General features: G+C 64.2%; 14 protein-coding genes and 1 pseudogene. 8 read left to right on the top strand and 7 right to left on the bottom strand.

The window, feature by feature from the left end; genetic code table 11:
* Window positions 1-7 precede the first annotated feature (7 nt).
* Both AC5RTE_RS01695 and AC5RTE_RS01700 read left to right on the top strand, forming a co-directional pair.
* A complete protein-coding gene (locus AC5RTE_RS01695; protein ID WP_494039676.1) occupies window positions 8-1,348 on the top strand; it encodes a 3-oxoacyl-ACP reductase in 1,341 nt (446 codons plus the stop codon).
* Window positions 1,345-2,256 carry a MaoC family dehydratase gene (locus tag AC5RTE_RS01700; RefSeq protein WP_494039677.1) on the top strand — a complete coding sequence of 304 codons (912 nt, stop codon included), beginning with the start codon at window positions 1,345-1,347 and terminating at the stop codon, window positions 2,254-2,256. Before AC5RTE_RS01695 ends, AC5RTE_RS01700 begins: the two co-directional genes overlap by 4 nt.
* Window positions 2,257-2,266: 10 nt before the next feature.
* Here AC5RTE_RS01700 and AC5RTE_RS01705 read toward each other — a convergent pair whose 3' ends face one another.
* The 4 genes from AC5RTE_RS01705 to AC5RTE_RS01720 all read right to left on the bottom strand — a co-directional run bounded on the left by AC5RTE_RS01705 (window position 2,267) and on the right by AC5RTE_RS01720 (window position 6,464).
* A complete protein-coding gene (locus tag AC5RTE_RS01705; RefSeq protein ID WP_494040135.1) occupies window positions 2,267-3,334 on the bottom strand; it encodes an FUSC family protein in 1,068 nt (355 codons plus the stop codon).
* Window positions 3,335-3,482: 148 nt separating this feature from the next.
* Window positions 3,483-4,592 carry a serine hydrolase domain-containing protein gene (locus tag AC5RTE_RS01710; RefSeq protein WP_494039678.1) on the bottom strand — a complete coding sequence of 370 codons (1,110 nt, stop codon included), beginning with the start codon at window positions 4,590-4,592 and terminating at the stop codon, window positions 3,483-3,485.
* Window positions 4,593-4,622: 30 nt separating this feature from the next.
* Window positions 4,623-5,714 carry a glutathione S-transferase family protein gene (locus tag AC5RTE_RS01715; RefSeq protein ID WP_494039679.1) on the bottom strand — a complete coding sequence of 364 codons (1,092 nt, stop codon included), beginning with the start codon at window positions 5,712-5,714 and terminating at the stop codon, window positions 4,623-4,625.
* A 9-nt stretch (window positions 5,715-5,723) separates the two neighbouring features.
* Window positions 5,724-6,464, bottom strand: a complete 741-nt coding sequence (locus tag AC5RTE_RS01720; RefSeq protein WP_494039680.1) for a M50 family metallopeptidase — start codon at window positions 6,462-6,464, stop codon at window positions 5,724-5,726.
* Window positions 6,465-6,601: 137 nt separating this feature from the next.
* Here AC5RTE_RS01720 and AC5RTE_RS01725 point away from each other — a divergent pair, with 137 nt between their 5' ends.
* Window positions 6,602-7,066 carry a GatB/YqeY domain-containing protein gene (locus AC5RTE_RS01725; RefSeq protein WP_494039681.1) on the top strand — a complete coding sequence of 155 codons (465 nt, stop codon included), beginning with the start codon at window positions 6,602-6,604 and terminating at the stop codon, window positions 7,064-7,066.
* An 88-nt stretch (window positions 7,067-7,154) separates the two neighbouring features.
* On the opposite strand, the gene AC5RTE_RS01730 is transcribed toward AC5RTE_RS01725, so the two are convergent.
* Complete coding sequence (locus tag AC5RTE_RS01730; protein WP_104043953.1) at window positions 7,155-7,457, bottom strand: DUF4193 domain-containing protein; 303 nt, start codon at window positions 7,455-7,457, stop codon at window positions 7,155-7,157.
* 208 nt (window positions 7,458-7,665) lie between these two features.
* Here AC5RTE_RS01730 and AC5RTE_RS01735 point away from each other — a divergent pair, with 208 nt between their 5' ends.
* Together AC5RTE_RS01735 and AC5RTE_RS01740 are read left to right on the top strand one after the other, a co-directional pair.
* Window positions 7,666-8,808 (top strand): glycosyltransferase family 9 protein, encoded by a 1,143-nt coding sequence (locus AC5RTE_RS01735; RefSeq protein WP_494039682.1) that lies wholly within the window; start codon window positions 7,666-7,668, stop codon window positions 8,806-8,808.
* The gene (locus tag AC5RTE_RS01740) at window positions 8,805-9,773 is read left to right on the top strand and encodes a glycosyltransferase family 9 protein (protein WP_494039683.1); all 969 of its coding nucleotides are present in this window, start codon (window positions 8,805-8,807) and stop codon (window positions 9,771-9,773) included. Before AC5RTE_RS01735 ends, AC5RTE_RS01740 begins: the two co-directional genes overlap by 4 nt.
* Window positions 9,774-10,086: 313 nt before the next feature.
* On the opposite strand, the gene AC5RTE_RS01745 is transcribed toward AC5RTE_RS01740, so the two are convergent.
* Window positions 10,087-10,797, bottom strand: a complete 711-nt coding sequence (locus tag AC5RTE_RS01745; RefSeq protein ID WP_494039684.1) for an SGNH/GDSL hydrolase family protein — start codon at window positions 10,795-10,797, stop codon at window positions 10,087-10,089.
* 285 nt (window positions 10,798-11,082) lie between these two features.
* Between AC5RTE_RS01745 and AC5RTE_RS01750 the strand changes: the two genes are divergently transcribed.
* On the top strand, window positions 11,083-11,268 hold the full coding sequence (locus AC5RTE_RS01750) for a hypothetical protein (protein ID WP_494039685.1): 186 nt from the start codon (window positions 11,083-11,085) through the stop codon (window positions 11,266-11,268).
* 12 nt (window positions 11,269-11,280) lie between these two features.
* Window positions 11,281-12,117 (top strand): annotated as a pseudogene (gene srmL, locus AC5RTE_RS01755) (PheS-related mystery ligase SrmL); the annotation flags it as partial.
* Between the two features lie 1,097 nt (window positions 12,118-13,214).
* Here srmL and AC5RTE_RS01760 read toward each other — a convergent pair.
* A complete protein-coding gene (locus tag AC5RTE_RS01760; RefSeq protein ID WP_494039686.1) occupies window positions 13,215-13,886 on the bottom strand; it encodes a hypothetical protein in 672 nt (223 codons plus the stop codon).
* A 259-nt stretch (window positions 13,887-14,145) separates the two neighbouring features.
* On the opposite strand from AC5RTE_RS01760, the gene AC5RTE_RS01765 reads away from it, so the two are divergent.
* On the top strand, window positions 14,146-14,571 hold the full coding sequence (locus AC5RTE_RS01765) for a hypothetical protein (RefSeq protein ID WP_494039687.1): 426 nt from the start codon (window positions 14,146-14,148) through the stop codon (window positions 14,569-14,571).
* Window positions 14,572-14,644: the final 73 nt, after the last annotated feature.

Genomic DNA, 14,644 nt, shown 5'->3' on the forward strand with positions numbered 1-14,644 from the left:
GGCACGGATGACGGATACATACGCACAACTGGTAAACCAGGGCCTGGGCAGGAACGTAGCCAAAAAGCTCGGGCTTCCCCAGCCGGCAGTCCTGCGCCGGTACGAGCCCGGGGAACCGCTGATCACGGGACCCGTCCTGGTCCAGGGAAGCACGGCAGGCGCTGACGCCCTGGCCGCCGAACTGCTCTCCTGGGACCTGGATGTCCGGCGCCACGCCGTTCCGCGGGAAAAACTTGGAGCCATCATCCTGGTACTGGATGACGTGGCCCAGCCGGAAAACCTGGGAAAGCCCGTCCTCTCCGCTGCAGCTTCCCTCCGGGACCTGGCTGCGGGAGGCCGTGTCATTACCGTGTCCCGGCGGGCGTCGGACGCAACCACCCCGGCGGCGGCAGCAGCGCGGCAGGGCGTGGACGGCTTCCTGCGTTCCCTGGCGAAGGAACTGCGGGCCGGCGCCACCGGCAACGGTATTCTGCTGGCACCGGACGTGCAGACCACCAGCCCGGGCGCACTGGCGGCAGTCCGCTTCTTCCTTTCGGGCCGTTCCGCCTTTGTGGACGGCCAGTTCATCACGGTCTCGACAGCCGCGGGAGAACCTCCGCAGGACGTGGGAAAGCCACTGAAGGGCAGGGTCGCCGTCGTCACCGGAGCAGCCCGGGGCATCGGCGCGGCAATCGCCAGGACGCTGCACCGGGACGGCGCCACCCTGGTCCTGGTGGACATCCCGGCAGCCGGCGACCAGTTGGCAGCGGTAGCCAACGAAGTGCGGGGGACTGCGCTCCAGCTGGACATCAGCAGGAACGACGCCGGGCAGAGGATCCTTGGGCACGCAGTCCAGCGGCACGGGCGGCTGGACATCATGGTCCACAACGCCGGCATCACCCGGGACAAGCTCCTGGCCAACATGGATGAAGCCCGCTGGAACTCGGTAATCGACATCAACATTGCGGCCCAGCTCCGGATTAACGAGGCACTCCTTGGGTCCGAACACTTCCGCGCTTCTCCGCGGATCGTCTCCGTCGCCTCCACCAGCGGCATTGCGGGAAACCGGGGACAGACAAACTACGCAGCATCCAAGGGCGGTGTCATGGGCATGGTCCGTGCCACCGCGCCGCTGATCAGTGCCCACGGGGGAAGCATCAATGCCGTGGCGCCCGGCTTTATCGAAACCGAGATGACGGCCCGGGTGCCGCTGGTTCTGCGGGAGATGGGGCGCCGCCTCAACTCGCTGCAGCAGGGCGGACAACCAACCGACGTGGCCGAAACCATCGCCTTCCTTGCCAGCGACGCCGCCGGCGGTATCAACGGTGAAGTACTGCGGGTCTGCGGGCAGTACGTGATGGGAGCATGATGCACGCACAACCGGTGACCCTGGGCGAAATGCCGTCGCTGTCGAAGCTGTACGTAAATGCCGCAGCCCAGGCGGCCCGGCGCAGGTTGCTTGGAACGCATGACGGCTCCGTTCTCCCGGGGGAAGGCCACGAGGTCCGCGGGGTCACGGTAAACGTTGAAAACCTCACTGCCTACCAGCACCTCATCGGCGAAACTGCCAGTGATGTCCTGCCCGCAGGCTTCATCCATGCCCTGGCGTTCCCCCTCGCCATGAGCGTCATGAACCGGGACGACTTTCCGCTCCCGCTGCTGGGCATGATCCACCTTCGAAACAGCGTGGAACACAGAGCGCCGGTGCTGTTCACGGACGCCCTGGACATTACTGCGCACGTCGAAAACTTGCGCGGCCACCGTGCGGGGACTCAAGTGGACGTGGTAACTGAGGTGCGTCTGGCCGGCAAGGAAGACACTTCCTGGCAGGGTACGTCAACCTACCTCGCCAAGGGGGTTTTCCTCCCCGGCATCGACAAACCATCAGCGGCTCCGGCACACACCGGGTTCACGGCCCCGGACCCCACGGGGCTCTGGCAGTTGGGGGTAGACACCGGAAGGGCCTACGCGGCCGTATCCGGGGACTTCAACCCCATCCACCTCAGCGTGCTGTCAGCCAAGGCGCTTGGGATGCGGCGCTCCATCGCCCACGGCATGTACCTTGCGGCCAGGGCGCTCGCCGACGTCGGTGCTGTCCGTGGTGATTCTTTCTCCTGGGACGTGGACTTCGAGGCTCCGGTCTTCCTTCCCTGCCGGGTGGCGCTGGATATCAGTACGGTGCAGGGCGCCGCGGGAAACTGGGAGCGCTCCGACTTTTCAGCGTGGAACCCGCGGTCCGGCCGCAGGCATTTCAGCGGCTCGGTCAAGGCCCTTTAGTCTTCCTTTCCTACGACGGCGTTGCCTCGCCGCCGGGACGGACGGCACGCAGGATCCGGTGAAGGCTGAGGAGGATCGACTCGGACGCGGGGAGGGCGCCCTCTTGCAGCTCCCGGGCGGCGGTGGCTGCCGCGGCGGCGTTTACAGCCGTCGTGGCGGCGGCGAAAAGCACCTCCTGCTCCGCTGTGTCCGCACCGGTGATTGAGGAAAGCAAATTGCCGGCTGCGGTGATCGCGTCGGCAAGCGGTCCGCTGTCCTGCAGCGGAACGGTGTAGGGCACGTCGCTTTCCCAGATGACGTCCGAGAGCACGTCCGTCATGTCCTGGACGTGGAACGTCACCCGCTCCAGTTGTCGAAGGTTGCGGTAGTCGTCGTCGATATCACGGGGGTGGAGCCTGCGCCGGGGGTTGGCGCGCCGGCTGGCGTCAGCTTCTTGAACGAGGTGCCGGACGGAGCGCGCGGCCGATGCGAGCTCCTCGGAGCGGCGCGACCATTCCTCGTGTTCAGGCGGCCACTCTTCCTTCAGCGCTGCACCCATGTCTGTCAACTGCTTGCCCAGGGCAAGGCGTAAGTCATCCAGGCTGGCCGCGGCCGCCTTCAGGTGCAGCGGGGGAAAAACCAGGAAGTTCACGGCGATGCCCACACCCACGCCCACGCCCATCTGCATTAGGTATCCGAAAGAAAATTCGTCTGCATTGTTGCCTCCCACAAGGAGGACCAGCAGGGCCGCCGTCGGAATCCAGTCGCTGCCGGAACCTATGCCCCGAACCCCGCCCAGCAGCACACCTATCCCCATGAACAAGGCCACCGTCAGGGGTGAGGGATCCGCAATGGTCACGAGGATGACAGCGAGGCCTATGCCGACGGCGAGCCCGGCAAGGGCCTGGAAGCCCTGGCGCACTGAGCCTGCGACGTTGTGGTACATCGCCACCAGTGCTCCCAGCGGCGCGTAGTAGGGGTAGTTGGCTGCTGCCCCCGGCATCAGCGGGGCGATCAGGAAGGCCAGGCCCGCGGCCAGGGCGGCCTTCGCCGCCAACTGCAGGCGCTGTGCAGCGAACGCAGCGGACAGTCCTTCCACTGCCTGCTTCAGGTACTGGGTGCCCCAGGCCCACCGGACTGCCGGACGTGCTTGAGATTTGGCCATTCAATTAACCCTAGGGCGCCCGCCAGGGCGGGGACAAAGCCGCTGGTCAGGCCGGGGACCGGGGCATCCGGTGTGGCCGTTTTCAGGACAAGGCTGCCACTGAACGGCGCACGGCGGCGCCAAGTTGGTGGGCTTTGCCCGGCGTTCGTCCGTCCTCAGCCCGCCGGGGAATGTAGCCAAACCCGAGCCCGTAAGCGGGGTCAGCGAACCCCAGGGCCGCATTGGCGCCCTCGTGGCCGAAGGCACGGTGGCTGCCGAAGTTCCGGGAGGGGTGGGGCTTCATGAACACCACGGCAAAGGCGTTGTCCAGCCCGGAGGACCGGTCAAGGCCCCACACCTGCTCCTGGGACATCAGCTCCACTGTTGCGGGGCGCAGGAAGGCCTCTCCGCCGTCGATTCCGGTGGTGGCCGCGGCGTAAAGCCTGGCCAGGCCATCGGCGGATCCCACTCCGCCCGCCGCCGACATGCCGGCGGCCCGCACTGCGCGGATGTTCGGGAGCTCCATGATGGTGCTGACAGCCGCGTTGCTGTTCAGGCCGTCAAGGCTAAGGGGGTCCAGCCAAGGCTCCTGCGGGTCGCCGGTGTAGAGCACGTCCCTGTACCGGGTCTCCAACTCCTGGGGCAGGCCAAGGAAGAAGTCGATGTCCCGGGCGGTCCGGATCCTCCGGTCATAAATTCCCTGAAGCGGTTCTCCGGCGGTCCGGCGGCACAGCTCCTCCATCAGGATCCCGATGGTCAGGGCGTGGTAGCCGAACTGCCGCCCCGGCTGCCAGGACGGCCGTGCGGCGGCCAGGCGGGCGGCAGCACCGGGGGTGGTGAACTCATCCAGCGCGAACCCGCCCTCCACACCTGGAAGCCCGGCCTGGTGTGACAAGGCTTCCCGCACCAGCAACCTGTCCTTGCCATGGACCGCAAACTCGGGCCAGTAGTGGGCCACCGTAGCGTCGAGGTCAAGCAGTCCGTCCTGGACGAGTAGTGCCATCACCATCGCTGCCACTCCCTTGGAGCAGGAGTAGGCGCCGGTTATCGTGTCCGCGTCCATGTCCGGTCCACCCGTGAGTGCCACCACCTGCTTCCCCTGGTGGTAGGCGGCGAGTTGGGCACTGTACTCAGGATCCGCGTCCAGGAATGATTCGAAGAGCTCCAGTACGTTTTCGTAGCCGGGCGTTATGTGGCATTGGGATATCTGCATCCGGCAAGTTTAGCCAGAAAGCGATTTCCGTCAGGAGTGCGCTCCGTGTCCGGGGGCAACTTCTTCCCCTTGCTTTACCGGCCCCGGTGGAGTCCCGTCCCCGAAGGGACGGCCGCCCAAGGCTTCCCGCCCGTGGTCCTCCAGCCATCCGTTCAGGGCAGGGCCGGCCGGGACAATACCGGTGGGATTGATGTCCTCGTGCACGATGTAGTAGTGCTGCTTGATCTGCACGAAGTCTGTGGTGTCGCCGAAGCCGGGAGTCTGGAACAGGTCGCGTGCGTAGCCCCATAGTGCCGGCATCTCGCTCAGTTTTTGCCTGTTGCACTTGAAGTGGCCGTGGTAGACGGCGTCGAAGCGGGCCAGGGTGGTGAACAGCCGTACGTCGGCTTCTGTAATGGTGTCGCCTACCAGGTACCGCTGCCGGGAGAGCCGTTCTTCCAGCCAGTCCATGGCAGACCAGAGCCGGGCGTAGGCGGAGTCGTAGGCTTCCTGCGAGCCGGCGAAGCCGCAACGGTAAACCCCGTTGTTGACTTCAGTGAAAACCCGCTTGTTGACCGCGTCGATTTCCTCGCGAAGATGCTCGGGGTACAGCTGGGGCGCGCCGGGGCGGTGGTATCTCGCCCACTCGGTCGAGAAGTCCAGGGTAATCTGCGGAAAGTTGTTGGTGACAACGGCGCCTGTAGCGACCTCGACAATCGCCGGGACGGTGATGCCGCGCGGGTAGCCGGGGAAGCGCCTGAAGTACGCCTCCTGAAGGCGCTCGATCCGCAGGACCGGGTCAACGCCGTCGGGGTCCAGGTCAAACGTCCAAGACCGTGCGTCGTGTGTGGGGCCGGGCTGGCCGAGGGAAATGGCGTCTTCGAGCCCCAGGAGGCGGCGGACGATAACTGTCCGGTTGGCCCAGGGGCAGGCCCTGGCAGCAATGAGGCGGTAGCGCCCCGGCTCCGCGGGCCAGCCAGGTTCGCCGTTAAGGCCCGGCCTGCCGTCTGAGGTAATCCGATCCTCGATGTAGTTGGTGTCGCGGTTGAACTCCGCTCCGCCGGTGACGTAGGCGCCACGGGTGCTGTGCTCAGAGGTACTGCCGTTTATTGCCTGCTGGGTGCTTTCCGTTTCCTGGCTCATGGATCCACCCTATGCGCCCGCCGGCAGGACTGCGGAGATCGGCTGCCACGCGGCAAGCCAGGACCCCACAATGAAGACCATGAACAGGACGATCCAGACACCAGAGGGGATGGCGGTAGCGCGGTACAGCAGGTAAGCGTCCGAGCTGGCGAGCCGGTCCCTCCGCCGCAGGTGCACGTGGGTGAGCTTGATAAGGTCGCGGACGGCACCCACCAGCAGCACCAGGCCCAGAATGACGGTCACGTGACCCACGAACCGGTCCGGCACCAGGAAAATGAGGGCCGTGTTGGCGGCAATGGCGGCGGCAGTAATCAGGAAACCCGCGGGGTTGCGGAGGAAGAGCAACGTGGCAGCCAGGGCAACGGTGCTGGCCGCTAAAGCTGCCGGACCCCACCCGTTGAAGCCGCACCAAACGAGCGCAGCGCCAACAACGGCAGGCACGGGGTAGCCCCAGAAGCAGGACCACACGGTGGCAAGCCTGCTCCGGCTGTACGTAGTGGTGGCGCCTGAATGGTCGAAACGCAGCCTTATGCCGGATAACCGCTGCCCGCTCGTGACGGCAGCGAAGGCATGGCCCAATTCATGGGTGGCAGTCGACAGCAGGCCAACGTATTTCCATGACCGGCGGGGCACTGACAAGGCGGTAACAATGGCGAGGGCCACCAGCAGCTCAACAAAGGAGATGGCCGGGACATCCGTGTGGCTGAAGGCGGCAAGGATCGTGTTCCAGGGGTTGTCCGGAAGGTTCATTGATTGGTGTCGGGAATCGGGTGGTCATGTGCGGCCATAAGCCCCTACGGTACTAGGGATGGGAAGACGCTGCCGCGGCGCCCTGCGCCGCCCCCGCCCCGTCCAAAGGCAACAGTAAACATAGGAACAGAGGAAACGTGTCATCTCTAAAGGAACGGCTGCAGGCCGACGTCGTCATCCATATGAAGGAGCGCAACAAGACCGCACTGACCACCGTCAGGAACGTCCTGGGCGAAATTGAGACCCGTGAAAAATCGGGAAAGACACCCGTCCAGCTCGATGACGGGCAAGTAACAACCCTGCTCCAGAAGGAAGCCGCGAAGCGGCGGGACACCGCCGGGATTTATGCAGAAGCCGGACAGCCGGACCGTGCGGCGGCGGAAATTGCCGAAGCGGAAGTGATCGAGTCTTACCTGCCCAAGCCGCTGACTTTGGCGGAGGTGGAGGCAATTGTCGATGAGGTCATCGAGGGGCTCCGCGCCGGGGGCCGCGAGCTGACGGCCCGCCAGATGGGCGAAGTCATGAAGCCTGTGACAGCTGAGGTTGCAGGGCGCTTCGACGGCAAGGAAGTCAGCCAGCTGGTGCGGCAGAAGCTCGCTTAAAAGCGAAAGGCACGTCCACCAATTGGCGGGCGTGCCTTTCGCTCAGTTGTGGGAGCGGCTGCAGCAGCCGTACCGTCTGGTTGCCTGATCAGCCTTCGCACTCTGTGCAGTAGGTGTGGCCGTCCTTCTGGCGCGCAATCTGCGAGCGGTGGCGGACCAGGAAGCAGGAGTAGCAGGTGAATTCGTCCTCTGCCTGCGGGATGACCTGCACCACGAGCTCCTCAGCGACAAACTCGCCGCCGGGTACGCCCGCGCCGTCGAGGCCGTCAGCTTCGTCCAGCTCCAGGACAACGCTGCGCGCGTCGGGAGCGTTGGCTGACTGGAGCTGCTCGAGAGAGTTGTCCTGCGATTCCTTGACGTCGGAACGCAGTTCATCGTAATCGGTTGCCAATTTAGGTGCTTCTCTTTTCTTTGGTTCGTCTGTCGCGTATGAAACGTACAGCATCATCCGGGTATTCCCCAATAGCGGGAGTATATTGACTGCCGTTTGGGTAGAGGTTTAAAGGAAGCGGCCTCAAGGTTCATCACCCTACTGTGGCTGCAAGGCAGGGGAGGCCGCGGTGGACGCTGCGGTCTCCGCACTATTCAAAGGGGTACATATGGAGCAGTTGACTGCAGAGTTCGGAGGCGCCGGGCGGGCCGGCACAGGCGTTGGTCCGGTCCTCGATAAGTTTAACTCAGTATCAAGGATAGCCGTCCTGCGCGGTGGTGGTCTCGGTGACCTGATTTTTGCCATTCCCGCCATTGCGGCCTTGAAAGCCGCCTATCCTGAGGCTTCCATCACACTTCTCGGCACCCCGGCGCACAAAGCCCTGATCAGTGCCACCAAGAGCCCAATAGACGAAGTTCAGGTGCTGCCCTTTTCCGAAGGCGTCCGGCCAGGGGATGAGGACGAGGAGGAACTGGACCGGTTCTTCGGGGAGATGCGTGCCCGGCAGTTTGACCTCGCAGTGCAGGTCCATGGCGGCGGACGGTATTCCAACCCATTCCTGCTTCGGTTGGGTGCCAGGCATACAGTGGGTACGCGCACCCCTGACGCGGCAAGCCTGGAACGCACAGTACCGTACCTCTACTACCAGCACGAGCCCCTGCGGGCGCTTGAGGTGGCCGGGTTCGCCGGTGCCTATCCTGTTGATCTTGAGGCGCGCCTGGCGCCCGCCGAAGGGCTGCAGGCTCCTTTCCAAGCGGCCGACGGCGACAGCCAGCCTTTGGTGGTCATGCATCCCGGGGCCACGGATCCGCGCCGCCGCTGGCCAGCTGAGCGGTTCGCTGAGCTCGCCGTAGCCTGTGCCGGTGACGGCTTCCAGGTGGTGGTAGTGGGGGACGGCAGCGAGAAGGACATCGCCGACCGCATCGTCGAACTGGCGGCGTCGTGCGACGTCCGCTCGCTGGCCGGCGAGCTGGACATGGCGGGTTTGGTGGCGGTGCTGGCCGGCGCAGCGGTGGTAGTGGGAAATGACAGCGGCCCGCGGCATCTCGCCCAGGCGCTGGGGGTACCCACAGTTGGAATCTTCTGGGCCGGCAACGTTATTAATGCCGGCGCGTTGGGGCGGAGCCTGCACCGGATCCACGCTTCCTGGGTGACGGTCTGTCCCACCTGCGGCATAGACGTTACCCAGGTTGGCTGGACGGCTCCGCGCTGCCCCCACGACGACTCGGTGGTGGCCGGCATTGAAGTGCGGGATGTGCACGAGGACGTCCGCAGTCTGGCGGCAACCGAGCTGGCCGGGCACCGGGCATGAGCGCTCCTAATGCTGCGGCACGGAACGCCGTGGACGCCTACGACGGAAAACCCGAGCTCCTGGTACTTAGGGCCCTCAAGTTGGGGGACCTGCTCGTCGCAGTACCGGCCTTGAAGGCTCTCCGGCGCACCTTCCCGGAACACCGGCTGCGGTACGCGGCCCAGGGCTGGCTGTCGGAGGCGCTTGGGCTCGTTGGTGGTTATGAACTTTTTCCCACACACGGCCTGGACGAACCACTGGCCATGGAGCCCGGCATCGTGGATGTTGCCGTTAACCTCCATGGCAGCGGACCGGAAAGCCAGGGCCGGATCGAGGCTTTGCAGGCACGGCAAACCATAGGCCACCGGAGCCAGTACCGGGACGGGCCGCCGTGGCACGGCGAGCTGCATGAGAGGGAGCGCTGGACGAAGCTCCTGGAATGGCACGGGATCGAGGCTGATCCTTTGGACATCCAGCTGAACACGCCGCACGTGCCCAGCCCCGTTCCTGGTGCAACCGTGTTGCACGTCGGGGCCGCCTACGGCAGCCGCCTTTGGCCGGCAGAGCGGTTTGCAGCAGTTGCCTCGGCCCTTGACCAGGCCGGGCACAACGTCGTCTTCACCGGTGGCAGCAGCGAAAGGGACCGGGCCCTGGATGTGTGCCGCCGGTCGGGGCTTGCAGAGGACACAGTTCTGGCAGGCAGGCTCGGCCTCGCGGAGTTCGCTGCGACCATCGCCGCGGCCCGTCTGCTGGTTTCGGCGGACACAGGGGCCGCGCATCTGGCTTCTGCATACGGCACCCCGTCGGTGGTGTTGTTCGGGCCTGCACCCCCCGAGATCTGGGGTCCGCCCCCAGGTCCCCACGTTGTCCTGACCCGCGCTGAACTGCGGCGGGGCGATACCTTCGCGGAGCAGCCGGATCCGGCGCTACTGGCAGTCACGGTGCAGGACGTCCTGGCTGCGGTGCGGGGGCTGGGGGTGTTGTAGGCCGGAGATCAGAAGGAGGCCGCGGGAAATGGGGGCTCTTCCCGGGGTTCGAAAGTTCTAAGATTAGCCATGGGCGCTGAGATGGAAATTACCTTGGTGTTGACGATGGCGTTCCTCTGGATCGCAGGATCCCTTGCTGTTTTGTCCGGCATTGACCGGCCGGAAAGAAAGGCCCGGCGGCAGGAGCGGAAAGCCACCCGTGCGGGCAGGCGGCGGGTCCAGTACCGGCCAGCCACAGCTGACTCCCGGCCGCCAAAGCGGATCAAGCATCCGCGGATCCGCAGCCTACGCCCGCACTGACGGGGGCGCAGGCTCAGCCTTTTGGCTGGATTGGCGGGGCGGCAAAATCTTTCGGCGCCGCCCCGCCAACAACAACCGAGTGCGGGTAAGGCTGCCCGCCCCGGACGAGGGCAGTAATGGCCCGCGCAATTTTTCGTCCGCCCTGGGTTGAGGGCTCGATGGGGTTCGCGTAGTCCCCGTCTTCGCTGCAGATGAGCCGAAGGTCGATCAGTGCTGTTCCGCTGGCAAAGGCGGCCCTGGTGATGGAGTCGTTGAAGAGGGCGAGCGCTGCTTTGATGATTTTTTGGTTCGGCTCCGATGGGAGAGTGTCGTAAATGGTGCACACGGCAGTGGGCAGTCCCTGCGCCAGGACGGCAGGCAGCATGGTCCGGTAGTCGGCGTCGAACCTGTCCCTTCCCGCCCCAAGCAAAAGCAGGGCCTCGGCAACTGAGCCCGGCCGCTCCTGCAACAACGGTGCGTAACCCAGGGCGTCGTTTCCGCCAACGCTCACCACCAGATGGGTGGCATCCATAGGGAGGCCGCGGAGCTGGCGGGCGACGCCGGTGATCACGTCCCCGTCGATGGCCAGGAGTGAACACTTCCAGCCCGGGAGTTCCTGCCGCAGTTGGCTGACGACGTCGGGGCCGCCGTCCACATAGGCGGCGTTGTCGAATATGGAATCGCCCAGAAGGACCACGTGGCCAGTACTCTGTACCTCATCTGCCGCAACGTCCATACGGGTCATGTTCCACCCTTGCGTGCCCGTCCGCTACCCATGGGCGGGTCCGTCTCCTTGCGGTATAGTCGCCCCATGCTTTGTGCGCGTCAATTTCTGTGCCCCCGGCCGTTCACCGGTCGCGAGGGCTTACAGGCGCGCGCCTAGGTCCTGGCGCTGGCACGGTCGGGGGAGAAGAAACCCTTTCCAGCCAAAACCCAAGGACCAACAGTGCCCACTTATCTCACTCCCGCTGAACTTCATCAAGCCCTGACTATCCGGGATCTCACTAACTCCGCTCATCAACCTCACGCGATGCAGGACCTCCTTCAAGGAGTGACCGCAGCGCTCTCCTCTCGCTGGAAAGTGCCCGAGCGTGTGGTTCGCCACAGCCCTCTGGTGAGCGTGGCACACAACTACGATCTGTTGGGGTTCAGCCCCCTGGATGTCACCCGGGACCAGCGGTACTCCCGTTACGTCAGCCCCACCGTTATGCTCTGAAGCCACACTTCCGCTTCCATACCGTCACTCCTGCGGTCGCTGGATCCCGACGCGCAATTGGACGAACTCTGGGTCATACCGGGACTGGTTTACCGTCGCGATGCCATTGACCACACCCATGTGGGAACGCCTCATCAGGTTGACCTGTGGCGCGTGAAATCGGGCAAACGACTGACCCCGCGCGACCTGCAGGACATGATCGCGTCCTTGGTCCAGGCGGTACTTCCGGGAGCACATTGGCGCGCCTCGCCGGCTGTCCACCCGTACACCACACGTGGGCTGCAGGTAGACGTCCTGTTGGACGGCCATTGGCTCGAGCTCGCCGAGTGCGGGCTGATGGCACCGCACCTCCTTTCGGAAGCCGGTTTGGATCCTGCGCGGTGGGCGGGGCTGGCCCTGGGCATGGGCCTGGACCGGGCCCTGATGCTTCGCAAAGGCATCCCGGACATCAGGCTGCTGAGGGCGGAGGACGAGCGGATTCAACAGCAGATGTTGGACCTGTCCCGATGGAGGCCGGTGTCGCGGATGCCCGCTATCCGTAGGGATATTTCCGTTGTTGTTCCGGCGGACACCGACGCCGAGTTGCTCGGTGATCAGGTGCGGACAGCACTTGGTGATCAGGCCGAAAACCTGGAATCGGTAGACCTGTTGGCCCTGACCCAGTGCCAGGAGCTCCCCAAGCGAGTCCAGGACCGGCTGCAGATCGGCGATGGGCAGGCCAACGCATTGGTAAGGCTTGTCCTGCGCAGCCTCAGCGGGACGATGACAGACGTCCAGGCTAACCAGATTCGGGACGCGGTCTATCTTGCGGTGCACGAAGGGCCGGTCAAGGAGCTCATCAGCGGCTGAGTCGTCTGGGGCCCCGGCACCCAGTTACGGAGACACAAAGAAGCCCCGGAGAACCAGTGATGTTCCGGGGCTTCTTTCTGTGCGCGGAGGGGGACTTGAACCCCGGTCCCAGCGCGTCGTCCTAAGGGAAAACCGCTAAATTTTCGCACTTCTTCTTACCGTTTTGTCTCACCCAAGATGCCAAGACTCCACTGGCTCAACCACGCCAAATCGTGCTCGTGCATAGAAGGGGCGCGGCCGCATTTGCGGTTGAACAAGCGCACTGTCCGTTTTACTGAAAACCTACGAGCAAATAGGCACCGCGCCTCGCGCCCAGCGGCCGCGGCACTCGCGAAACTCATGCCTTCACGCTAAAGTCTGCGCGTCGCTCCATGGAACTGTCCGTACCCGGGGACGGACCTCTTCAGCTCGGCAATCCGCAGCCGCAGGAACACAATGGCCCGGACGAGGGCGTACACCGCCAGGACGGCCGTGATGATCGTGAAGACCGCTTATAGAGCACCGAGAACACCAAAGGCCGGACTTAAATTCACTGCTACCGCCAATAGTCGTTGGACCTAGGCTACGCGAGCCGGCGAGTGTGTCCGCGGCGGCGGGCTACACAGTACCAGTGGCCCTTGGCTGACCTGCGTCAGGTGGCATCAACCAGTGTCTAGGCGGCACTTTTATTTTTGAAGCTTTGGATCTCCACGTTCCGGATTACAGCCGGCGGTCGCCGTCGGGCTTTCGAAAGGAACACGAGCATGGTGAGTATTGTGCCCATCCAGGCAAGTGCGGTAAAAAACACCAAGCCGACCGCCACTAAGGGGTGCATGGCGACAGCTTAGGACCGTGCCGCTAAAAGGCCCGGCTGAAACTCCGCATCCTCCGGGCGAAGTTTTGGGTGAGCCACTACGAGCAGCCACTTCATCCGGCGACCGGCGACCGGGCATCGGAATGGCGCGCCCCGTTCGCTGAGCGCGGCCTTACATCCCGTTCATAGCCATTCGCAGGGGCTGGACCAATACGAAGCCGGCTTAGGATCGGGTGCGCAAGTCCGTGGGGTATTCGTAGCGGACTCGCCGCCAATGTGTGGGTGTTTAACTGCATCGGTGAACCTAGACGACTGCACCATTATTGAGTTGCATATGCCGGGGTCCCCGGGGGAGGCGCCAGGCCCAGTAGGCGATCATGAGACCTGCCGTCGCAGCCCCTCCGGCGTATACCCACGGCGAGGACCACGAACCCTCCGGGGCGGGAATAGCGAATGCGACTGCAGCGGTAGCCAGGAGAATTTCAACGCCGACCTGCAGCGGCCTGGCCCGGTACTCCGCGGTGGCCAGTCTGATGAGGGGAATGAGGGGTAGCAGGAACAGGCCAAAGCTGGGGAAGGGGTACATGATGTTCAGCGTGTAGATCGTCATACCCAGCAACAGCAGCCCCAGGAACTTAAGCACCTGAACTGCCGAGAGCGGGCTCTCCCGAGTCCACCGGGTCAACAGCAGCCCCCAAGCCGGGAGTCCGAGCAGCCAGCCCCCAGCCCAGAAGTCGACGTTCGTCAGCGCCAGCGGCACGAGCAGGGTGCCGGGAAGCAGGAACGCCACGGCCTGCCGAAGTGAGGGAGCCTTTCTCGTGAGCCCGAAAATGCATGCCCCGACCAACAGGTAAATAGCCGCGTACCAAGGCAGCAGCTGGACTATAGGGTCGGCCAGGTTGAACACCAGCAGTGTCAGTCCGGGGACCATGACGCAAACCGCGGCCAACGTCCACGGAGGGTAGCTAAGACTCATGTGGCAACCGCCATGTCATGAACCGACTCTACTGGCCTCTGACTTCTAAGACCGTTCTGGTCCAGGGCGACGCTCTGCCGGTACTTGAAGATGTAGGTCAAGAAACCCCAGAGCCGGGAGGGACCCAGCTTCAGGTGGGAAAGGCACGTTCCGGTAGGACGAGAAAATGACGTTGCCCACCAAGAGGGACTGAACTACCTCGCAGGCTCCCTCATAACAATGACAGGTAGGCTGGGCCCCACTCTTCGTTGGGGGAAGAATGGTACGTGTCGTGAAGCTCGCCGCAGCGGGCACTCTGTTGCTGTCCGTGTCCGCATGTGCCGCGCCGAGCATCGAGGAAATGGGCCGTAGTGCTATCCGGGAACAGGCCGTTGAGGGCAAGGGCTGGTTCACCAAGTTCACAGCGGCTACGGATACGGCCGACACGGGCTTGGTCGCTTCGCTACTTGAAAGACCGATCTTCGGTAACTACGCCCACGGCTGGGACTCCGACGGCGACTTCTACACGGAGCACTACTACCGGAAGCATCTGACGACCAGCGGCGGTTGGCGGGGCAAGCAACGTACCGTTAGTGCCTGCGTCCGGTACGAGACAGAGACAGGCACGATAACTGCCACGTCCATTAACTGCCCCGCTGAACCGCCCTTCTCCGATTTCACGGATGAGTGGGTAACTGTGCCTTGAACCTAGGCCTCAATCATCAGCCCAAAGCCTTGGAGACGTCAATCATAGTGGGGACACAAAGAAGCCCCGGAAA

Source organism: Arthrobacter sp. K41 (assembly GCF_059089645.1).

Excerpts from the sequence above, each read along its gene's own strand:
- AC5RTE_RS01765 (WP_494039687.1), top strand. The coding sequence starts at position 14,146 with ATGGTACGTGTCGTGAAGCTCGCCGCAGCGGGCACTCTGTTGCTGTCC.
- AC5RTE_RS01700 (WP_494039677.1), top strand. The coding sequence starts at position 1,345 with ATGATGCACGCACAACCGGTGACCCTGGGCGAAATGCCGTCGCTGTCG.
- AC5RTE_RS01695 (WP_494039676.1), top strand. The coding sequence starts at position 8 with ATGACGGATACATACGCACAACTGGTAAACCAGGGCCTGGGCAGGAAC.
- AC5RTE_RS01715 (WP_494039679.1), bottom strand. The coding sequence starts at position 5,714 with ATGAGCCAGGAAACGGAAAGCACCCAGCAGGCAATAAACGGCAGTACC.
- AC5RTE_RS01745 (WP_494039684.1), bottom strand. The coding sequence starts at position 10,797 with ATGACCCGTATGGACGTTGCGGCAGATGAGGTACAGAGTACTGGCCAC.
- AC5RTE_RS01750 (WP_494039685.1), top strand. The coding sequence starts at position 11,083 with ATGCAGGACCTCCTTCAAGGAGTGACCGCAGCGCTCTCCTCTCGCTGG.
- AC5RTE_RS01735 (WP_494039682.1), top strand. The coding sequence starts at position 7,666 with ATGGAGCAGTTGACTGCAGAGTTCGGAGGCGCCGGGCGGGCCGGCACA.
- AC5RTE_RS01710 (WP_494039678.1), bottom strand. The coding sequence starts at position 4,592 with ATGCAGATATCCCAATGCCACATAACGCCCGGCTACGAAAACGTACTG.
- AC5RTE_RS01760 (WP_494039686.1), bottom strand. The coding sequence starts at position 13,886 with ATGAGTCTTAGCTACCCTCCGTGGACGTTGGCCGCGGTTTGCGTCATG.
- AC5RTE_RS01740 (WP_494039683.1), top strand. The coding sequence starts at position 8,805 with ATGAGCGCTCCTAATGCTGCGGCACGGAACGCCGTGGACGCCTACGAC.
- AC5RTE_RS01720 (WP_494039680.1), bottom strand. The coding sequence starts at position 6,464 with ATGAACCTTCCGGACAACCCCTGGAACACGATCCTTGCCGCCTTCAGC.